The 22277-nt window shown below is 44.0% G+C and carries 13 protein-coding genes; 8 read left to right on the top strand and 5 right to left on the bottom strand.

The window, feature by feature from the left end:
- Positions 1-57: 57 nt before the first annotated feature.
- From HPC41_RS14960 to HPC41_RS14995, 8 genes are all read left to right on the top strand, one after another.
- Positions 58-3240 (top strand): SusC/RagA family TonB-linked outer membrane protein, encoded by a 3183-nt coding sequence (locus tag HPC41_RS14960; RefSeq protein WP_246250678.1) that lies wholly within the window; start codon positions 58-60, stop codon positions 3238-3240.
- Positions 3241-3253: 13 nt separating this feature from the next.
- On the top strand, positions 3254-5152 hold the full coding sequence (locus HPC41_RS14965; RefSeq protein WP_172394761.1) for a RagB/SusD family nutrient uptake outer membrane protein: 1899 nt from the start codon (positions 3254-3256) through the stop codon (positions 5150-5152).
- 27 nt (positions 5153-5179) lie between these two features.
- Positions 5180-8059 carry a SusC/RagA family TonB-linked outer membrane protein gene (locus HPC41_RS14970; RefSeq protein ID WP_172394762.1) on the top strand — a complete coding sequence of 960 codons (2880 nt, stop codon included), beginning with the start codon at positions 5180-5182 and terminating at the stop codon, positions 8057-8059.
- A 21-nt stretch (positions 8060-8080) separates the two neighbouring features.
- Complete coding sequence (locus HPC41_RS14975; protein ID WP_223584949.1) at positions 8081-9844, top strand: RagB/SusD family nutrient uptake outer membrane protein; 1764 nt, start codon at positions 8081-8083, stop codon at positions 9842-9844.
- A 16-nt stretch (positions 9845-9860) separates the two neighbouring features.
- Positions 9861-10886 (top strand): DUF5627 domain-containing protein, encoded by a 1026-nt coding sequence (locus HPC41_RS14980; protein WP_172394764.1) that lies wholly within the window; start codon positions 9861-9863, stop codon positions 10884-10886.
- A 23-nt stretch (positions 10887-10909) separates the two neighbouring features.
- Entirely contained in the window at positions 10910-12595 is a 1686-nt protein-coding gene (locus tag HPC41_RS14985; RefSeq protein WP_216660763.1) for an endo-1,4-beta-xylanase, read from the top strand.
- Between the two features lie 30 nt (positions 12596-12625).
- Complete coding sequence (locus tag HPC41_RS14990; protein ID WP_172394765.1) at positions 12626-14356, top strand: RICIN domain-containing protein; 1731 nt, start codon at positions 12626-12628, stop codon at positions 14354-14356.
- Positions 14357-14482: 126 nt separating this feature from the next.
- The gene (locus HPC41_RS14995; protein ID WP_172394766.1) at positions 14483-15331 is read left to right on the top strand and encodes a sialate O-acetylesterase; all 849 of its coding nucleotides are present in this window, start codon (positions 14483-14485) and stop codon (positions 15329-15331) included.
- A gap of 59 nt (positions 15332-15390) precedes the next feature.
- On the opposite strand, the gene HPC41_RS15000 is transcribed toward HPC41_RS14995, so the two are convergent.
- The 5 genes from HPC41_RS15000 to HPC41_RS15020 all read right to left on the bottom strand — a co-directional run bounded on the left by HPC41_RS15000 (position 15391) and on the right by HPC41_RS15020 (position 22255).
- A complete protein-coding gene (locus HPC41_RS15000) occupies positions 15391-17076 on the bottom strand; it encodes an alpha-L-fucosidase (RefSeq protein WP_246250680.1) in 1686 nt (561 codons plus the stop codon).
- A 269-nt stretch (positions 17077-17345) separates the two neighbouring features.
- A complete protein-coding gene (locus tag HPC41_RS15005) occupies positions 17346-18488 on the bottom strand; it encodes a TlpA disulfide reductase family protein (RefSeq protein ID WP_172394767.1) in 1143 nt (380 codons plus the stop codon).
- A gap of 34 nt (positions 18489-18522) precedes the next feature.
- Positions 18523-19944, bottom strand: a complete 1422-nt coding sequence (locus HPC41_RS15010) for a PKD-like family lipoprotein (RefSeq protein WP_172394768.1) — start codon at positions 19942-19944, stop codon at positions 18523-18525.
- Position 19945: 1 nt separating this feature from the next.
- On the bottom strand, positions 19946-20755 hold the full coding sequence (locus HPC41_RS15015; protein WP_172394769.1) for a DUF4843 domain-containing protein: 810 nt from the start codon (positions 20753-20755) through the stop codon (positions 19946-19948).
- 12 nt (positions 20756-20767) lie between these two features.
- Complete coding sequence (locus HPC41_RS15020) at positions 20768-22255, bottom strand: RagB/SusD family nutrient uptake outer membrane protein (RefSeq protein WP_172394770.1); 1488 nt, start codon at positions 22253-22255, stop codon at positions 20768-20770.
- Positions 22256-22277: the final 22 nt, after the last annotated feature.

A 22277-nucleotide genomic window follows, 5' to 3' on the forward strand; every position in this document is an offset into this window, starting at 1 on the left:
ATTACAGACAAATTAACCAAAAAATTTTTAAACCTATTTTAATAATCCACAAATGCTATGATGATTACAATCTCAATCACATTTATAAGGCATTGGAGAAAGCTATGGGGTATAGCTAGGCCATTCACTTTACTGTTATTCTTGCTGCTTGTCGGGCAGGTAACATTAAAGGCTCAAGCCAAAAGGCAAATTAAGGGCATTGTTGTCGATGGCAACCACAAAAAAATAAGCGGCGCTTCCATCAAGGTGAAAGGGACATCATTAGGTACTTCCACCGACGAAAATGGAGCATTTACCCTTCAAGTGCCAGCAGACAAAAATTTATTGACCATTTCCAAACTCGGCTACGGACAAGTTGAGCTTCCCATTGACGATAAAACGACAGTAGAGGTTCGGCTTATAGACAAGTCTATTGAAATAGAAGAAACCATCGTTGTAGGATACGGTCGGCAAAAGAAAGAAACAGTTGTGGGTGCTATTGCCCAAACTTCGGGAAAAATCCTGGAGCGCGCCGGTGGCGTATCCAGCGTAGGTGCAGCCTTAACGGGCAATGTACCGGGTGTGATCACGACTGCAAGTACGGGAATGCCCGGCGAGGAAGACCCGCGTATTGTCATTCGGGGCCGCAGTACCTGGAACAACACAGATCCGCTGGTGATGGTCGATGGTGTCGAGCGACCTTTATCAGCAGTTGACATCAGTTCTATCGAAACGATTTCAGTACTTAAAGACGCATCGGCTACCGCTGTTTATGGTGTCAGAGGAGCAAATGGGGTTATCTTGATCACTACCAAACGCGGTAAAGAAGGGCAAATGCTCATACGTGGTACCGTCAACAACATCGTTAAAACTGTTTCACAACTACCCGGTAAAATGGATTCGTACGATGCATTGATGCTACGTAATAAAGTGATTGAGTACGAATTGGGTATCAACCCTGCAAGTTGGGCCGATTATTCACCGCAGGATATTATCAATAAATACCGTTTCCCCGCCGACCAAACCGAACGGGAGCGTTATGTAAATACCGATTGGGCAAAAGAACTCTTTAGAAGCCAAGCATTTTCGCAAAACAGCAGTGTGAATATTGCCGGCGGCACACCATTTGTCAAATACTTTGCCAACGCGGATTATCTGTATGAAGGTGATCTATTTCGGCAGTTTGAAAACGCAAGGGGCTATAAAGCCGGCTACGGATTTAACCGTCTTAATGTGCGTTCGAATCTAGATTTCCAATTGACGCCAACAACCAAATTTTCAACAAATCTCGCAGGTTCACGTGGCGTCCGAAAAAGCCCATTTGGGGGTGGCAACGATTATTCCTATTGGATTGCAGCCTACACCGTAGCACCGGATGTTATCTATCCACGTTATTCAGATGGCACCTGGGGGTTCAATGCGCCAAACCCAAATGCCGGCATAAACTCTGCCCGTGTATTGGCCATCAGCGGAACGGAGTATATTACCACAAGTCGTATCACAACAGATTTTACGCTTGAACAGGACCTCAAATTTTTAACAAAAGGTCTTAATCTACGCGGAACAATCTCTTTGGATAATACATTTGTAGAGGGCAGGCGTGGTATCAATGATGCCAATAATAGCACCCAAAGCAAGTGGATAGATCCCAAAACCGGACTTCCAACCTATCAAATACCTTTTGATGGAACCAATAGATTTGATTTTGCCGAAGGTATTGACTGGACGATAGAAGGAGGAACCGTAAACAACGCACTCACGTACAGGAGATTATTTTATCAGTTGCAATTAAATTACGCAACTACCTTGGCTAAAAACCACAATATTTCAGCCATGGGTTTAGTTAACCGCAATCAATACGGAAGAGGGAGCACCGTTCCATCCTATCGGGAAGACTGGGTGTTCCGCACCACCTATAATTATAAAAACAAATATATGCTTGAGTATAATGGCGCATATACAGGATCCGAGAAATTCGCTCCTGAAAACAGATTTGCCTTTTTTAATTCAGGTGGTATCGGCTGGTTAGTTTCGGAAGAAGAGTTTATGAAACCTTTATCCTTTTTGAACACATTAAAGCTACGTGGCTCTTATGGGGATATTGGCGACGATAGTGGTGGTGGACAATTTCTTTATTTAACGCAATGGGCTTACGGTGGTACTTCAGGGATGGGTGTCGACGGTCGGTTTTCTTACTCCGATGGAAATACCAGTCCATACATCTGGTATAAAGAAAATGTGCTTGGAAACCCAAATATCCGCTGGGAAAAAGTGAAGAAGTTAAACTTCGGCGTGGACTTTGGACTGTTCAACGGACAGATTTCCGGAAAAGTAGACTTCTTCAAAGATCACAGGACGAATGTACTTATCACGGGTGGCGGAAGGTCTATTCCCTCCTATTTCGGTGTTGAGGCCCCAACCGCCAACCTCGGAGAGGTAGAAAATAAAGGTTATGAAGTCGAACTGAAATTCAATAAGCAACTTAGCCCCAATTGGCGAATATGGGCAGATATTAATTTTACCCATGCCAAGGACAAAGTCATCAATGCTGACGCTCCAGAATTGCTTCCCGAATATCAGAAACCGGACAATAAGCAGGTGAGTCAAACCTATTCCTATGTTAGCTCCGGGTATTACAATACCTGGGATGAACTTTATGGCAGTACCATACACGAAAGCAATGACCTTGCTAAGCTCCCCGGCAATTATCACATCCTGGATTATAACGGTGATGGTATCATTGATGCCAAGGACAATATTCCATATGCCTTTCCCTCTGTTCCACAAAATACATACAATTGTACGATTGGGTTTGACTGGAATAATTTCAGTGTAATGACACAATGGTATGCCGTCAATAATGTCACCCGTCAGGTTGTCTTCAATAGTTTCTCGGGACAGCTTAATCTGGCCTACGATGAGGGTTCTTATTGGTCAAAGGACAATACTAATGCCGATGTGCCGCTCCCACGATGGCTATCTCAATCGAGCAGTTACACCCCTGGCAACAGGTATATGTTTGATGGCTCATACATCCGATTGAAGACAGCTGAAATTGCCTATAATTTTAACAGGGAATCCAGTATGATCAAGCGCTTGGGTCTTCAAAATCTTCGCCTATTCCTAAATGGCAACAACCTGGTCTTCTGGTCGAAAATGCCCGATGACCGAGAATCCAATTACGCAGGTACAGGGTGGGCTTCTCAAGGAGCTTATCCTACTGTAAAACGGTTTAATCTAGGTGCAAACATTACTTTTTAAAGCAATTAGACAGATGAAAAAATATTTCAAGGTAATCTTTATAACTGGTGTGCTCTGGTCGTCTACATCATTACTGTCCTGCAATAAATATCTCGATAAAGAGGAACAGTCCAATGTATCGTCCAAAGAAGCATTTAAAAACTTTATCAACTTTCAGGGTTACACTGAGGAACTTTACAATTGCGTAGTCAATTTCAGCAACAACTACTGGACCAACTCCTGGAACTGGGGGGAGGATGAAATAACCTCCACAGCAAACAATTTTCATTTTGTAAACAAAATAGACCAAGGCAATTTTTGGGGTTGGCAAAGGGAATCTGATGGCTGGGGTGCTGGTTGGATGGATCAGGGAGATTTTACCACCAGAAACGACGATGTATTCGCCAACCGTGCCTTCCGCGATCTATGGAGCGCCGCTTGGTTTGGCCTTCGGAAAATAAGCCTTGGCTTAGAAAATATCGACAAACTGAACGAAGCGACGCAAGAAGAAAAGAACCTGATCAAGGGTCAATTGTTATTTTTCCGAGGTTGGTTTCACCACCGACTGATGGAGTATTTTGGCGGTATGCCGTATATAAACTATGTACTTCCAAGCGACGAAAAGCTTCGGTTACCAAGACTTAGCTATCAGGCTTGTGCGGATCTTGCCGCAGCCGATTTTAGAGAAGCGGCCGACCTCTTACCGATCGACTGGGACAATACAACCGCAGGAAAGCGTACACTGGGCAAAAACCAGTTGCGCATCAATAAGATCATGGCGCTGGCCTATCTCGGCAAAAACTACCTTTGGGCAGGAAGTCCACTGATGAATTTTCAGTCTACCGGGAGTAAAACCTATCAGGCAGATTATTGTAAAAAAGCAGCCCAAGCCTTTGGCGAATTGCTGTCCCTTGTTGAAAGTGGCCAGACAAATTATGCGCTGGTACCCATGGCCAACATCCATTTAAACTTTTATACAACGGGGCAAAACTGGGCCATGCCAGGCAGCACAGAAGCTATTTTTAGAGGCCCTTATATTGATGCATGGGTATCTAATTGGGGTACGAGCAAGCAATATATTCCACTGGAGGTTGGAGATGGCGACCTTAAGTTTAACCCAACCGCAAATTATGTCGACTACTATGGCATGAAAAGTGGCCTACCGATCAAAGACATTACCCAGTCCGATGCGGAGTCTGGATACAATGCCGAATATCCCTGGAAAGATCGGGATCCGCGCTTTTACAAGGACATTATTTTTGACGGTGCTAAAGTCGTTCAGGGCAATATGTCGGCTTCAGAAGAAAAAAATCGCAACGCCAATCTGTACACAGGCGGAAGCTATCGGGATACCCGCACGGGCAGTCAGACAGGCTACGTCCTACGCAAATTTATCCCTTTAACTTCCAATAAATATGATCAAGCCTATAGCTATGGTACCAATCTTCATATTTACGTGCCTTATATGCGCCTCGCTGATGTCTATTTGATGTATGCCGAATCTGCCATGATGGGGACCAATTCGGCCACGGGTAAAGCAGACAATTACGGTAAAACGGCGGTTGAGGCAATCAATGTCGTGCGCGATCGCGCTGGCGTGGGCCATGTAGATAGCAAATTTCTCGGCTCCGCGGCCTCCCTGCTCCCCGAGCTACGTCGCGAACGTGCTGTGGAACTTTCCTTCGAAGGGCACCGCTTTAATGATCTGCGTCGCTGGTTGTTGTTGACCGAATCGCCTTACACTTTAAAGAAAGCCGTTTCATTTGATCGAGCAGGAACATTTAACAACCAAGATCCATCTCAAAATCGCGTTGTCAATATCCAGGAGAATATCATTTTGGAACGCAAATTTACGAGCAAACATTACTGGTTGCCACTAAAGGTCAGAGATGTCAATATGTATCCCGAGTTCTATCAGAACCCAGGCTGGTAACAAGTTTTTCATTTAATCATTCAAAAAATGAAGTACAAAAAATTAAGAATAGCGTTATGTCTTGGATTAAGCTGGATAGCCGCCTTTGATGGGATGGCCAAAGAGTCTCTTGATCCAACCATTGGACAATATAAAAATACACTTTCAACATTTTCCAAAACTAGTCTTCAGGACAGTATCGGCATAGACAGTACGGCGCTTGTACAAGTCGCTTTCCGCAAAGTTCAGAAAAATGACCTCATGGGAAATGTTCAGGCTATCAATATCCCCCAATTGCTCGACAAGAGCTACAGCACCTACAGTCTGGAAAATCTAGATGCCTTTATTTCTGGTTTTAACGGTAATATCTGGGGCATGAGCGGTTATCTGGTCCTCGTGGATGGATTTCCACGCGACGCTGATAATGTTATGCCGACAGAGATCGAGCAGATCAGTGTACTAAAAGGAGTCAATGCCATTGCACTTTATGGGAGCCGGGCCGCCAAGGGCGTGATCAACATTAGCACAAAACGCGGAAAAGCCGGTGCTCAGAAAATAAAAATCAGGGCTAATGCCGGAATCAATGCGGCGATCAGTTATCCAAAATACCTGGGCTCAGCAGAATATATGACCTTATATAACGAAGCCCGCCAAAATGATGGACTAACACCGCTCTACAGTGCCGAAACCATCTATCAGCATGCAGCCGGGACAAATCCCTTTCGCTACCCCAATGTCGATTACTATTCATCGGACTATATCAAAGATCATTATAACCGCTACGACGCGACTGCCGAAATTTCGGGCGGCAATCAGCGCGCGCAGTACTATACCAACTTTGGATTTTGGTCAGAAGGATCCATGCTCAACTTTGGGCAGGCGAAAAAAAATGGTGGTGCCAATAGATTTAACATGCGTGGTAATATAGATGTCAAAGTCAGCGACATCATCTCATTAAATGTAGATGCTGCCGCCAGTTTCTATGTTTCAAAGGGGGTGAATGCGAACTATTGGGAGGCAGCGTCCAACATACGGCCACATCGCTTTTCTCCCCTCATCCCGATCGATATGATCGAGGAAGGCGACGTCAACTCGATGGTGTATGTCAACAACAGTAATTTTCTCATCGATGGCAAATACCTCCTGGGAGGAAGTCAGCTCGACCAGACCAATGCCTTTGCAAATGTCTATGCAGGCGGCACCAACCGCTATCTCAACCGGCAGTTTCAATTTAATACAGGTTTGAATTTCGACTTAAAAAATATCCTGGAAGGCCTCGTGTTCAAAACCAACCTAGCCGTGGATTATCAGTCAAATTACAATCAGTCTTACAACAATAATTATGCGGTGTATCAAGCTTCATGGAACAACTACGACGGAAAAGATCGGATCAGTGGCCTCACAAAATATGGCGATGACCGCATATCGGGCATCCAAAATATCAGCGGCAGCACCTATCGGCAGACCATCGGGCTTAATGGATCCCTAAACTTTAACCGTACCTACGGTAGCAACCACCATGTTTCGGCAATCCTATTGGCCAATGCATTTCAGGTTGCTGCCTCCGGCAGCTACCATAAAGTCAGCAATGCCAACCTAGGGCTACAGCTAGGTTACAATTATTCAGGTAAATATTATGTTGACTTTAGTAGCGCTTATAGCCATTCGGCGAAATTACCGGAGGGAAACAGGCGAGCCCTCTCCCCTACACTGGCTCTCGCCTGGCGCCTGTCAGAAGAAAATTTTCTCGCCAACAGTAGCGTTGTCAATGAGTTAAGGTTATCTGCTTCGGCAGGTATCTTAAACACCGACCTGGACATTAGCGATTATTTCCTGTATCAGGGCTATTATACCTACAACAACGGGGCCTGGTATAGCTGGGCGGATGGCGCATTAGTACACTCTTTTGACCGACGGAGGGGCGACAATCCAAACATGAAATTTCCAAAACGCAAGGAATTTAACATCAACCTTGAAGGTGGACTTTACAATAACCTGATCACCTTCAATACCTCATACTTTTTTAATCGTATGAGTGGCGGTTTGGTACAAGCGGAAACGCAATATCCGATGTATTTTATGACAGGTTGGCCTGTTTACTCGGATCTCCCCTACATCAATTACAACAGTGATGAGCGCCGGGGTATCGACTTTGGCATCAATCTGAACAAACAGGTAAACCAGACTTTTGTATCATTGGGGTTCAACGGGATGTACTATACGACAAAAGCAGTAAAAAGGGACGAGCTCTATCAGTTTAGCTATCAAAATAGAGCCGGAAAACCGCTTGATGCACTATGGGGTTTGCAGCACGATGGTTTTTATATGAGTCAGTCCGATATTGACGATTCGGCCTTCTCTTCATTTGGTGAAGTAAAACCCGGTGATATGAAGTATAAAGATCAAAATGGGGACGGCACGATTGATACGCGCGACGAGGTTTATCTGGGCAAAGGTGGATGGTCCGGATCGCCGCTTACACTCGGATTCAACCTGACGGTCAAATGGAACAACCTCACCCTATTTGCTGCCGCTAAAGGCCAGTTCGGTGCCAAGGCCATGAAAAATAGTTCTTACTTTTGGGTAGATGCGGAAGATAAATATTCGGTGGTCGTCCGTGACCGCTGGACAGAGTCCACCAAGGAAACCGCAACGTATCCGCGCCTGACCACCTTCAATAGTGATAACAACTTTCGAAGCTCAGACTTTTGGCTATATAAGACCGATCGCATCAACCTGTCCAAAGTGCAGCTTTCCTACGATTTTCCCAAACGGATACTCAATTCCAAATTTATCCATGAACTGGGAATCTATGCCAATGGATCCAATCTGTTGATGATTGCAAAAGAAAAAGAAACAATGCAACTGAATATTGGACAAGCGCCGCAAACCCGATTCTTCAACGTCGGGCTAAAGGCTCTATTTTAATCATGAATAGTTAAAATGAGAATGATGAAAAAAATATTAACCGTAGCTATCCTGAGCAGCCTGCTATTTTCTTCCTGCGAAGATATGTTTGAGCCCGCTCTAGAGAATAATCTTGAAATTGAAACAGCCAATAGCCGTCCTTTATACGCCCAGGGACTGCTTTTAAATGGGTACAACCGTATTCCAAGCAATAGCTACAGCTTTGATGACGTCGCGACCGACAATGCGGTGAGCAACGATAAAAATAATAGTTTTCTAAAAACGGCAACCGGTCAGTGGACAAGTATAAACAACCCTTTCGACCAATGGCGCAACAGTTATGCAGCCATACAATATCTGAACAACTTTCTGTCCTTAACGGATCAGGTCGAATGGGCTATGGAGCCAAAAGTCAGCGTCCTGTTCAACGACCGGATGAAGGGTGAAGCCTATGGCCTTCGTGCGCTGTTTATGTTCCATCTCCTACAGGCGCATGCCGGCAAGTCAAGCACAGGAGAAATACTGGGGGTACCAATTCATTTGACTCCCGAGACCGTTAATTCGGATTTCAATCAACCTCGAGCTTCATTTGAAGCCTGTATACAACAGTTGTACGATGATATCAAAAAAGCAGCGGATTTATTGCCGATGGATTATGAAAATATCAGTAACGATAGCCAGGTTCCAGTCAAATATGCAGGATCCATAAACGCTAATGATTACAATCGTGTATTTGGCTCCACATTCAAATTACGGATGACCAAACGCATCGCCCAGGCTATTCGTGCCAGAGCAGCGCTATTAGCAGCAAGCCCGGCCTATAGTGAAGGCAGTAAAACGACCTGGGAGCAAGCCGCTACCTATGCGGGAGAGGTCATCCAGGCCAAAGGTGGTCCCAGTGGCATCGATCCCAAAGGATTTACATGGTACAATAAAGAGGTGGTCGACGGTTTAACCTCAGGATCCAATCCGGCCGAAATTCTTTGGCGTACAGACAAAGGAAATAGCAATAGCATGGAGCAAGATCATTTTCCGCCCACCTTATTCGGCAGAGGGCGGCTCAACCCAACGCAGAACCTGGTCGATGCCTTCCCCATGGAGAATGGTTATCCCATTGCCGATGCCAATTCGGCCTACAATAAAGCCAATCCCTACGATAAACGGGATCCCCGATTGAAGACCTATATCATTGTCAATGGTGCTACAGCAGGTGTCAGCAATACAGCGATCAATACCACAGCCAATAGTCCGACAAATGACGGCTTGAACAAAGTCGAAACATCCACACGGACGGGTTATTACCTGAAAAAGCTTCTGCGTCAGGACGTCAATCTCAATCCGTCATCTTCTACCCAGCAAATGCATTTCAATGCACGTATACGCATGACGGAAATGTATCTGGCCTATGCCGAAGCGGCTAATGAAGCTTGGGGTCCTACGGGTATGGGTACCTTTACGTTCTCGGCCTACGATATCATCAAAGCTATTCGCAGACGTGCAGGTGTAGGCACCAACAATGGCGATCCTTACCTAGAGCAGGTAAAAAACAATAGAGATCAAATGCGGCAGCTGATCCGAAACGAGCGCCGACTGGAGCTTTGTTTTGAAGGGTTCCGCTTTTGGGATCTCCGCCGTTGGAAAATGGATATCAATGTCGCCGCAAAGGGAATTAGTATCACCAATAACAACTATACCGAAATACCTGTAGAGAATAGACTTTATGAAACCTATATGAATTACGGTCCGATCCCCTACAGTGAAGTACTCAAATACAGCAATCTTGCACAAAATATAGGCTGGAATTAAACTTAACATGCACACGATGAAAAAGATCAATATCCTGTACGCGATGGCTTTAGTAAGCCTAGCGTCCTGCAAAAATAATGACTGGGAGTTCCCGGACTTCGAATTTCAATCGGTATACTTCGCTTATCAGACACCCGTCAGAACAGTAACTCTGGGCGAAGACATCTTTGACAACAGCCTTGACAACCAACATAAGGTCAAAGTCATAGCAACCACGGGTGGCGTCTATAACAACAAGAAAGACATTCGTATTGACTTCGTTGTCGACAACAGTCTCACGCGTGGACTCAGCTACCCAAATGGCCAGGCAGTTACCGCATTGCCTGACAGTTATTATCAGCTTGCCAGCAACCAGATCAGCATTCCGAGTGGTAGTCTCACAGGCGGCGTAGAGGTGCAACTGACTGACGCATTTTTTGCCGACCCCAAATCCCTGGAAACCTATTACGTTTTACCGCTCCGGATGACAAAGGTTGTCAATGCCGATTCTATCCTCTCCGGTAAAACTTCCTTACAGACCGCCAATAGGGCGATAGCATCCGACTGGGATGCCGCGCCGAAAGATTTTATCTTCTATGCCCTCAAATATATCAATCCCTGGCATGGCAATTACCTTCGCCGCGGCACCGATCAGATCCTTGGCAAAGGAGTCAATAGCAGCTTGACTAAAAATGTTGTCAGACATCAGGCCTATGTCGAAAAAGATGAAGTCAAAAACATCAGTACGGCCGCACTTAAGAAATCGATCTTGCCGCTATCTTTTAAGGGAGCTGGTGATATCAATATCAATGTCAATCTGAACCTATCTTTTGATGACGACAACAATTGCAGCATTAGCTCGGCAAGTGCTGGCATATCCGCTACAGGAACTGGAAAGTTTGTCAAACGGGGCGAAAAAAACAGCTGGGGCAATACAGACAGAGATGCACTTTATCTATCCTATACGATCGATATGGCACAAATGAGTATCACAAGCAAGGATACTCTGGTAATGCGGGACAGATCCGTCAAAATGGAAACTTTTACGCCCATCAAAAAGTAGTATCAATTCAATAAAGAACAACGATGAAAAAAATCAATAAAACTATCGTCATGCTACTTTCTCTCGGCACCGTCTGGAGTTCCTGTTCCAAATATCAACCTCTGGAATATGCCGTCGAAAAACCGGAGAAAGTGCTGGCGCAGGAAGATATAAATGCCTACAATCCCCTGAAAACTTATTTAGACAAACTGGCAAACCCCGCATTTAAACTTGGTGTGGCGCTCAATATGAACGATTACTTTAATAAAGGAGTACTCTACCGCTTGGCTAACCGCAACTTCGAAGAAATGGTGATGGGCTATGAAATGAAACATGGTTCCATTGTGCAAGCCGACGGAAGCCTGAATCTAGCTCGTGTAGAACAGCTGATTACAGCCGCACAGGAAACCAACATGGCACTGTATGGCCACACGCTGTGCTGGCATTCTGGACAGAATGCCGCCTACCTGAATAAGTTAATCGCTCCTGTGGTTATACCAGGTTCTGGAGGACCAGCTCTAGCGGGACATGCACTAAAAATGAGCAATCCTTCTGTTGTCAATGCCTGGGAAGCACAGACAGCCACAGACATTAACCCGACGGAAGTAGGGAAAGAATATGTATTGAAGATTGTGGCCTGGGGCAGTAAAGCGGGCAACATGAGTATCGATCTGCAGAGCACCTCCAATTATACTGGTGACAATATGGGGTCATTAGCATTAACAACAAGCTACAAAGAATACGAACTCAAAGTTACCGTAACTGCTGCGCGGAATCGTTTTATCATCAATTTTGGCCAATACGATGGTACCATTTTCATCGACAAGGTCGTGCTGACAAAAACAGGTAGTTCCGCAAGCCTTATTGCCAACAGTGATTTTGAAAGCAATATTGACGGCTGGTTTGGCTGGGGAAACAATTCTTTAAGAGCACAGTCCGCCAATGGTGAAGGTTATGGCAGCCCTGGGGGCAGCACGATCGAGAAAATTCCTGCCGAGAAAGAAGCCATACTCACCAAAGCGCTGGAGACATTTATTGCTGGCATGCTTGAGAAAACCAAAGGCTACATCAAAGCCTGGGATGTGGTCAACGAACCGATGGCCGACTGGCCGGACCAATATGCCTTAAAGACCGGCATCGGAAAAACCGACCTGGCCGATGACGAATTCTACTGGCAGGATTACTTAGGAAAAGATTATGCCGTCAAAGCCCTCCAGTTTGCCCGCAAATATGGCAATGCCAATGACCTCCTATTCATCAATGACTACGGCTTAGAAGGCAGCGGCAACAAATGTAAAGGGCTGATCGCCTATGTTAACTACATCGAAAGCAAAGGGGCCAAAGTTGATGGGATCGGCACCCAGATGCACATCGATATCAATACCAGCAAAGACAATATCGTCACTATGTTCAATCTATTGGCCGCCACTGGCAAGCTGATCAAAGTGTCTGAGCTCGATATTGGTCTTGGAAACGGCATAATGACCAGCAATGCCACAGCTGAAATGTATCAGAAACAAGCTGACCTGTACAAATTTGTCGTTGCGAAATACCTCGAAATTATTCCCAAGGATAAGCAGTACGGTATTACCATCTGGAGTCCATTGGATAGTCCAGACCAGGAAAGTTCATTCTGGAGACGCGGGGAGCCCATCGGTTTATGGACCGAAGGATTTGTTCGAAAGCCAGCCTATCAGGCAGTTGCTGAGGCATTGTTGGCTAAAAAATAAGATCATTAATCACCCTTAAATATTTAAATTATGAGAACAAACAACATGTGGTTATTGCTGGTCTTTTTATTAGCTATTTTTTCCAGCTGTTCGCGGCTGGAAGAAAAAACGCTAACCAGCGAATCCGAAAGAAGTCTTAAATCCAATGTTTCCGCCCAAGCTGTTGCAAGCTGGCCACGGCCAACCCCGACCCTGCATGTAGGCGGAAAGTACCTCAAAGATCCCTGCGACAATAACGTTGTCTTGCATGGGGTAGCCATTACGCCAAGCCCCTGGTTCAATGGCTGTCAGTATGGCGCCAACTCGGGCTACTGCACCTGGGACAACTACAATGTGCAGGGAGCACTCAATTACAACAAAGCGGTCATGGACAAGCTGAGCAGTGCTGCAGATGGCTGGTATCTTAATTACATTCGTCTACACATTGATCCTTATTGGACCAATGATCCGGGAGCTCCCATTCCCGAAGACAATATTTCAAGGTTCAACTACAATCGCCTGGTTACCTACACCGACCAGGTCATTATTCCCTTGATCAATCATGCCCGCAGCCGGGGTATGTATGTTATCTTGCGCCCTCCGGGTGTATGTCCGCACCGTATTGCAGTAAATGATGCCTATCATACTTATCTCAAAACCGTATGGACTTTCCTTTCACAGCACCCTGCATTGAAAAATGCAGACAACGTGATGTTTGAATTGGCCAACGAACCGGTTGAAATCCTCGGAACAAATGGTAGCTGGGGGATGACAGGCAATGAGCATTTTGCTGCGCTGAAAAATTTCTTTCAGCCATTGGTCAATATCATCCGTAACAACGGTGCCAATAATGTCTGCTGGATACCAGGTACCGGTTGGCAGTCCCATTATCAGGGCTATGTCACTAATCAGATTACCGGCGGCAACATCGGCTACGCCGTACATATCTATCCGGGATATTGGGGTGGTGTCAATACCTATCAAGCTTTTCAGAATGCATGGAATACCAATGTTAAGCCTATTGCTGACATCGCCCCGATAGCCATTACCGAAACCGATTGGGCCCCACAGGGATACGGTACCTTCGGTACAGGAACCACAGGTACAGCGGGCGGAAACGGTTTTGGTGCCAATCTAAAATATATCGTCGATCAATCCGGCAATGTGAGCTGGAACCTTCTCGCTCCGGACAATCTGCTTCACAAAGGAGATCCCAATGCTGGCACAGCCTATAACAACGATTGGGAGGCTTGCGCTGCTCCTGCTAAACAGTGGTTTCAGCAATATGCCGCCTCCAATTATCCTATGTCTAACTGTACCGTCACTAGTCTGGTCAATAATGGCATTTACGAGATTGAATTTCAGACCGATGCCAACAAAGTCCTTGATTTAAAATCAGGGGAAGATTCCAACGGCGCAGTACTCAGACCCTGGACCAGAAATGGCGCAAATGCACAGCGCTGGGTAGCAATAGATGCGGGCAACGGGTACTGGCGTTTTGTTTCCAAAGCAAGTGCGAGCAATCGATGCGTTGATCTGGCGAGTAACAGCAATGCACTCGGAACTGCCATCCGGCTCTGGCAGAACTATGGCAATGATGCGCAGGCCTGGAAGGTAACAGCTGTAGCCAATGGTTATTACAAAATTACCTCAAAGGTAGATGCTACCCGCGGTTGGGATGTACCCAACTGTACGATGGATGGCAATTCCAATCTGCAGCTTTGGGATTATTATGGTACATCCTGTCAATTATTTAAATTCAAATTTATAGCGATGAATTAAGCGTTTTGAAAAAACGTACATATAACGAAACATTTATCTTTCCAAATCCCTTACATCTTTTCGCGGTAGGTCTCACCTATCGCGAAATACTTTTTCTTAACAAAGACAATCATTAAAAACTACAATATGCATAAAAATAATATTAGCTTTCTGCTGTTGCTTTTCACTATGCTATGCTGTTCAACGCTGACAGCGACATTTGCTCAAAATAAAAACTTCCATATTTACCTATGTTTTGGGCAGTCGAATATGGAGGGACATGGACAATTTGAAAGCCAAGACACCATTTCTGTCAGCAGATTCTATGCTTTACAAGCGGTTGACTGCCCCGAAATTGGGCGCAAGCCGGGCCAATGGTACCAGGCAAAACCTCCAATCACACGATGTCATACAGGTCTTACGCCCGCAGATTATTTTGGCAAAACATTGGTCGAGCATCTTCCCGACACAATCACTATCGGTGTGATTAATGTTTCCGTTGGAGGTTGCCATATCCAGTTATTTGATCAGGATAGTACGGCAAACTATGTCGCAAGAGCACCAGCGTGGATGAGACCCATGTTGGGCACCTATGATAACCATCCCTACAAAAAACTTGTTGCGTTAGCCAAAATTGCTCAACAAGAAGGAGTCATCAAAGGCATTTTACTTCATCAAGGCGAGTCCAATACGGGCGATCGCGGATGGCCGGATAAAGTGAAGAAGGTATACGAAAATCTATTGAACGATTTGGACTTGAAGGCCGATGCGGTTCCATTGCTTGCAGGCGAACTTCTATCAGCCGAAGAGGGCGGAAAATGTGCGTCTATGAACAGTATTATCCAGACATTGCCTTCCACACTCGCCACTGCACATGTTGTATCGTCAGCCCGATGTCAGGGGATTGGTGACGGATTGCATTTCAGTCCGGCAGGATACCGACAGCTTGGCAAAAATTATGCTACCTGTATGCTTGGACTTCTGAAGAAAAAATAAGATTTGCAGCAGTTGACCTGTTTAAAAACAAGAGATAACATAGCTACGATAACGGCAATCTATGTGATTTTTAAGACCGTAGCTATGTTATTTTGAATAAAATGATCTGGTAGCCTGACTTCAAGTGCCTGTTCAAATTGATTAAACGATATCTTGTCATTAGAGCCTAGTATTTGCACCTCTTTAATCGATTGGATATTTGGCCTAGCGGTTCCCAATGATTTAACGCTAAAAAGCCTATTCTCGGATTTACCTAAAATAAAAGCGTATAATACCTTTCCTTTCGTGGTAAAACGCACATCATCGCTGGTAAAGGCTTTCCCTTTTCCTTCATTGAATCCCTGTACATTTAATGAAGGAGCATCTTGTTGCGCAGGTCCCTCCCCAAAAGTATGCCAAGGTCTTGTACCAATGATTGCTTCACTATGAATTGCCATCCAGTCGCCAATTCCTTGCACTACATCCTTGGCTTTATCGTCGATCGAGCCGTCGCCGCGTAATGGTACACTAAGCAATAGGTTTCCATTTTTGCTTACGACATCAATCAACATATGGATTACAGTTTTAGCCGACTTATATTGATTACGATCATAGATCCGTCGATCATAGTGCCACGAACCTATACAGGTACAGGTTTGCCAAGGTTGAGCTTCAATAGAATTGCTCTGTCCTCGTTCGATATCCCAAACCAAACATTTCCGCTGGCTTTCATTTAGGATTTTACCATTAATCACAACCTCTACCTTCCCACGATTCGCTTGCATGCTTTTATTATAAAATTTGGCTGCTATTTCCAAACCGACATTACTGATTGGCCAAAGCGGCAGTACTGTATCATCAAAGTAAACGATATCAGGATGATAATTATTCATCAGTTCCAATGTACGTGCCTTAAAATTTTCACAATACGCTTCCGTTGGTACACTCACACCCGATGCGACATCCCAATGCCATTGCCGATGAACGGTACTATCGTCTTTGCTATCTAGACTCGGTTGATGATCCTGCGCATACAATTCCTGTGGATCATACTCGGCCCACCATTTTCCTTTTCCATCTTCCTTTTTAAGCTTACCATCATATGGAATGCCGGCCAACTTCCCTTTCTTATCGCTCCGCTGCGCAGTTTCGTACCACGTCCAGGCATGTGCTGCATGCACACTCACACCAAATTTAAGGCCTCTTTTTTTTGCAGCATGCTCCCAGGCTTTCACAATATCCTTTTTGGGTCCCAGGTTTACACTATTCCATTTATGGTGGCTGCTCTGATAAAGGTCCAAATTGTCATGATGGTTTGCCAGCGCCATAAAATACTGCGCTCCAGCTTTTTTGTACAGCTCCATCAACTCTTCTGGATTCCAATTTTCGGCTTTCCATTGATGAATCACATCCTTAAAGCCAAAGACCGACGGGTGTCCGTATTTTTCAACGTGGTAGTTATACTGATCCGACCCCTCCTGATACATCCCCCGCGCATACCAATCCCCTCTTTCTGGCTGACATTGTGGTCCCCAATGTGCCCATATCCCAAACTTAGCATCGCGAAACCAATCAGGAACCCGATAATTTTCAAGGGAGCGCCAGTCGGGACGAAAAGGCACTTTTCCTAAATAAGTATGAGCGGAACTAAATTTGCTAAGAAAGAGCATTGGAAAGGTAGTGCCCAAAAATTTGATTGCTGTTCTTCTATCCATCATCATTTTATCTAAGGTAAGAATGAGTTGCCTAAGGGTATCCCCAGACATCAGTTTATAATTTGTTATACGCTATACGATCAAAAATAATTGTATTAACTTAAGAAAGAGTCCACATTATCGATTAAAAGTAGTACAAAATCGACAACCAAATTATCGGCAGCGTTCTAACTGAATTATCAGCACACATCAATTTACCACGATCAAAAGGCTTAGCTCAAAAAAAGGTCAGGAAATTAATCCCTGACCTTAAAATACAGTTGCCTATTTTACCACTTTATTGGTGCATAACACCCTCACCAATGCACTGGTTATACGGATCAATTACCAAACACCTTGGCCAGTTCCTGATGCAGGAGTTCTCCCTTTATATTGATAGCAACAATGTTCCCCTGCGGATCCACCAGATAGTTTTGTGGGACTGCGCGTACTCCGTACAATACCGCGGCCTCATTGCTCCAACCTTTTAAGTCAGCGACATGAATCCAAGGTAAACCATCATCTTTAATTGCTTTCAGCCACGCATTTTTCCCTTTGGTGTCGTCTAATGATACCGCAAGTACTTCCAATCCTTTACTTTTATATTTGTTGTATGCTTTTAAGAGATTTGGATTTTCAGCACGGCAAGGACTACACCAGCTCGCCCAAAAGTCGATCAGCACATATTGTCCCTTAAAATCAGATACCTTAACCATTTTACCCTTCGTATCAGGCTGTGAAAAATCCGGTGCCTTATTGCCGATCTTGACACTTTTCTCTGCCAAAAAGCGTGCTTCCAGTTGTCTCGCATTTGTTAGTTGGCGTACCTCCTTAGACAATTTTAAAAATAAAGGTTCTATTTCACTAAGTTTACGTTTATTGGCTGCATCAATAAGTGCATCCACAGCAAAGATCGAATTTGGATTTTTAGCTGCAAAAGCCAGCTCTTTTATTCTGCGCGCTTCAAACCGAGCTTCGAACTTTTCGTGAATCGCTTTATATTGTTCATTGGCGTCCGGAGCGTCTTTATCTACCGCAGCAAAGGCGCTGTTACCAGCATCAATAATATCCATAAAGCCACCCCCAATTTCGTTCAAATAAGCAACATACCCATCATGCAAAGGAGATCCCTTAATCGATGCAGTACGTAAAGAGTCCTCAATAGCGATTGTATAATTTTCATTACCTAAGTAAAAATAAAGGCGATCACCGATATTCTGCGCGATCAATTTGCCTTTTCCATCCTGATCAAAGACCATTCTTGAATAGGATGGTTCCTCCACAACTCCCTTAAAACTAAATTTTCCGTCTACGATCGCTGATGAATCAGATGCCGGAAAACCATCCTTTGTATAGTCCAAATACACTTTTTTGCCATTGAAAGCTTTGGGTGCATCTCCTTTGATCTCAAAGTTGGTCTGCTGTGCAAATGACAGCATTGGCGACATGGCCAAGGCTAAAACTACTATTTTGAAATTTTTCATATTTTCTGTAATTAGATTTGATTTTTATTTATGTTTATTTACGCCAGGTCACGTCTACAGGGCTCCCCGGGATGCCATCAATTTTTTTGACAAGCTCGCCACTTTTACCCACCTGGATATCGAGATAATAGAGTGTTCCCGCTGATCCCACAATCAGGGTATTCTCATCATCTTCTAATTTTAGCATAGTTACATCTCCTTTTATAGTTGCCCGCAAGAGCTGCAATTGCTCACTCAAGGGATTGTAGCGAAAAACTTGATTTTGTGCAGCAATGTAAATATAACCGCTACGACTAGCCACCATTTTTGTGTCAGCTGTGATCCACTCTTGACGTACAAAAAGTCGTTTATGGCCCGAAGTGAAATTAAAAGGGCCAGCAAAGTTCACATTGAACATCAATTCATAGATCTTGCCATCTGCACTTTTCACATAAGCATAAGTATCCGCGTTATTAATCTGCACCATCTGCAACAAGTCCATACCCACATTCACAGGATTGAAAATATCCGCATCAATAGCGCTATACTGCGTTCCAAAATACATAGGAGATCCATAGAGATTAATACGTACGAATTGCTTCTTATTCTTTTCAAAAGCAACGACCGTATAATTATTATTGGCAGCCGATAACACAAATTTCGAAGCCAGATCATACTCTCCATCTGCATAGGTACCAAACATCCCGTAGGTTGCAGATTGATCCCATGTAGTGGTTGCCCCGCCATAAAATTTGTCATTGATTACCCCTAATAGAACCCCTTGTGGGTGGGCCAGAAGGCTTCCTACGTTAATGGTCGGAGGAGCTAAGAAGAAATTATCAAATAAAGTCCCCGGCTTTAAACTTTCCTTTTTTAACGTATTGACATTCAAACGCACCCCACCTTGTTTCGAAATAATCCAATAACCTAATGGCGTATTGCCCGTGAATTGATTCTTTACATAATGCAAATGTAGTGGGTCAACCGGTAAAGGTTGGCCATTAATCACCTCATAAATATTAGGTTGAACACTGTTGTCAGGTTTAATAAAAGAAAGTTTACCACCAGCCTGATCCGCTGATAAGACCAAAGTACCTCGAGAAAATTCCGTCACCCCCTGAATTTTGAAGGGATAAAAATATTTCATCCCATTCGCTTTATTGGTTATGGTAATCCGAGCTGTATAGCGTTTTGCTTCTAAACCAAATACAATCCGCAATGCATTCCCCTTGTAATGATTGGATTCTGGCACAAGTGCCTCAGGGACATCAATACGCCATTCACATTCCAGATTTTCAGCCGCTATCCCTGTAATTTTAGGCTGTACAATTAGACTATCGCCAGTCATTGCTTCGTAGAGTGTATCCAAATTTTGTATCATCGGCGACTCAGGCATATCAATAACATAATTTCCTTTGTCCTTGTAACAGGCCGCTAACAGCGCCAATACGACAATGCTCATTATTAATTTTTTCATTTTATCTAAGCTCCTTTCCTGATTCATCAATAAAGAAAAATTTACCTACTCCAGTATTTTTTTTCAACTGAATCGGTCGATTGGGATTGTCCTTATGGTAGAAGATATAGCTTTGCCCATTATCCTTGCTTTCTAATACATAACCTTTTTCAGGATGATCCGCTACCCATTTAAAAGGATCATTAAGCATGATGGTCAACAAATTGGCAAAGTAGAGGTTCTTTGGAGCATCCAATCCTTCGGTGGACAATTGCCGCTGTTCTGTTGCTATAAAAAACAACTGATGTCTTACTCGTGAATATTCACCCAATGGCCAATTTCCCCACCAGTTTGGTTTTTCCAATCGTGCAGAAAGGATGATATACGTCCTTATCAACCGTGGATCATTAATACCGAAGTCTGGGCTCGCTTTCAATTTTAAGATAAGCGACACTGATTTTTCTTCTAGATCCTTCGTATTATGGATAATTAATGGGACATAGCCCGTTCCTTGATCTGCTTCCAGGGGATATGCAACCGACAATGCCTGATAATGTTCATTGCTGCGTGCAGTGGACGAATCCTTCTCCACGTACACCTGAAAATGACGTTGATTCCCCTCCCGATTGCCCATCAACCGGACCGGAATATAAAGTGTATCCGATGCTCGGGTCATTTCATAGGCAAAAGTATATACGATGCTATCGCGTGCTTCTGGGGTCAGATCGAAATAAACATTAGCAGCTGTATCGTAGGTTTTTAATTCTGTTTTCTGACAAGAAAAGAACAGAAAAAAAACAAGTGCAAGTAGTATATAAATAGTCTTTCTCATCCTATTTCCATTTTAGCGTTGTCCATAAATTATTTCATCACTTGGCAATGGCCATACAAAGATCTTTTGGCCCGCCGGTATGATTGTGCCTTTTTCGCCAATTATCGAAGCATTTAATCGCTTATAAGCATAAAAAAGCTGTCCTTCTGCATACATCTCTTTGCGGTATTCCTTAAGTAATTCTATACGGAATTTTATCGCCGTCGACACATCGGCTGGTTCTCCTATACCGCGCTGTATACGTACCTGATTGAGATATTCTGCCGCTAAAGTCGGATTGCTTTCATAATTACATTCCGCGGCAATATAATAGAGCTCGCTTAACCGTATTGCTGGCGCCATGAGATAATGTAAATTCGCTTCAAAATTGTCACTAAACGTATTTCTATTATATTTTACCAAAGCACTTAAAGCCGTTGTTCCCACGCTTACTGCACCAAACCATTGAGTATAACGCAGATCGCCACCACCATTCCCGCCCACTTCATAAATCGTTCGTCCTTCTTCTTTGTCCAGATTCATCCGACCTGTGCCAAACCATTCTTGATTATATTCGCTACTCATTCCGGGAATATACCATGCAAACAAGAGCTCCTTATAAAGAATTCGATCCTTTTTATCCTCTTTTACAGATTGAAAATCAGTATTATTTGTCCAAGGAAACTTTTTAGAAACGATCACCTCCATCGCATTTGCTAACGCTTTAGGCTTATCTCCCTTATACAGGTAGACACGTGCGAGTGCACCGCACACCGCATAATAATTTAGTCTATGCCTTCTATTCTGCAAAAAGAGACTGTTATTGCTCAGTTCTGAATTTTCCAGTGTATCGTTTACCGTCGGATATCCAACTACGTAGCCTGCAGAGCGTATCGGATCCACCTTCAATAGATCTTTCGCTACCACCAAGTCTGCAATGACCGAATCCAGCACTGCTGACACCTTGCTCAAGGGAGTCGTTTTATTCGAATATTTGGTTACATAAGGAATCGCATCTGCCTGTGCATTCACGATAGGTGCTGGAGCAAACAAACGTAACGCATCAAAATGTAGAAAAGCACGCAAAGCCAAGGCTTCTCCTTTGATCAAAGCGTAATTGTCCCCGACAAAAAGATTTCTCTTGCTGTCTATTTCAGCTAATAAGAGATTTGCATTTACTATCCCATGGTATAGCCCCTTCCAGATATTGTCCTTGCGATCTTTAAAGGCGCCATCATCGTAATCAAATCGTGCAGTCTTCTGATAACCTAGCGGATCATTGTTCGGAATTGTATAATTCTGTACCAGTACTTCAGGTGTACCAATTGTCAGCTCCTTACCGTATAAATCACCGTTAGCACAGCGGGTATAAATTCCCAATAATGCTTCCTTAAAGCCATCCTCAGTAGTAAAGAGACGATCTTTTTCCACCTCACTTTGGGGTTGTATATCCAGCCATTTCTGACAGGATAGCAGACAGATACTGCAAAGCAAGACGATAAATATATTTTTCTTTTTCATAATGTTAATTCGTTTGTGTCAG

The organism is Sphingobacterium prati (genome assembly GCF_013167215.1).
Lineage (GTDB): Bacteria > Bacteroidota > Bacteroidia > Sphingobacteriales > Sphingobacteriaceae > Sphingobacterium > Sphingobacterium prati.

What these genes read in the sequence shown, in the direction of transcription:
- HPC41_RS14960 (WP_246250678.1), top strand. Translation starts at nt 58, where the DNA reads ATGATGATTACAATCTCAATCACATTTATAAGGCATTGGAGAAAGCTA.
- HPC41_RS14965 (WP_172394761.1), top strand. Translation starts at nt 3,254, where the DNA reads ATGAAAAAATATTTCAAGGTAATCTTTATAACTGGTGTGCTCTGGTCG.
- HPC41_RS14970 (WP_172394762.1), top strand. Translation starts at nt 5,180, where the DNA reads ATGAAGTACAAAAAATTAAGAATAGCGTTATGTCTTGGATTAAGCTGG.
- HPC41_RS14975 (WP_223584949.1), top strand. Translation starts at nt 8,081, where the DNA reads ATGATGAAAAAAATATTAACCGTAGCTATCCTGAGCAGCCTGCTATTT.
- HPC41_RS14980 (WP_172394764.1), top strand. Translation starts at nt 9,861, where the DNA reads ATGAAAAAGATCAATATCCTGTACGCGATGGCTTTAGTAAGCCTAGCG.
- HPC41_RS14985 (WP_216660763.1), top strand. Translation starts at nt 10,910, where the DNA reads ATGAAAAAAATCAATAAAACTATCGTCATGCTACTTTCTCTCGGCACC.
- HPC41_RS14990 (WP_172394765.1), top strand. Translation starts at nt 12,626, where the DNA reads ATGAGAACAAACAACATGTGGTTATTGCTGGTCTTTTTATTAGCTATT.
- HPC41_RS14995 (WP_172394766.1), top strand. Translation starts at nt 14,483, where the DNA reads ATGCATAAAAATAATATTAGCTTTCTGCTGTTGCTTTTCACTATGCTA.
- HPC41_RS15000 (WP_246250680.1), bottom strand. Translation starts at nt 17,076, where the DNA reads ATGTCTGGGGATACCCTTAGGCAACTCATTCTTACCTTAGATAAAATG.
- HPC41_RS15005 (WP_172394767.1), bottom strand. Translation starts at nt 18,488, where the DNA reads ATGAAAAATTTCAAAATAGTAGTTTTAGCCTTGGCCATGTCGCCAATG.
- HPC41_RS15010 (WP_172394768.1), bottom strand. Translation starts at nt 19,944, where the DNA reads ATGAAAAAATTAATAATGAGCATTGTCGTATTGGCGCTGTTAGCGGCC.
- HPC41_RS15015 (WP_172394769.1), bottom strand. Translation starts at nt 20,755, where the DNA reads ATGAGAAAGACTATTTATATACTACTTGCACTTGTTTTTTTTCTGTTC.
- HPC41_RS15020 (WP_172394770.1), bottom strand. Translation starts at nt 22,255, where the DNA reads ATGAAAAAGAAAAATATATTTATCGTCTTGCTTTGCAGTATCTGTCTG.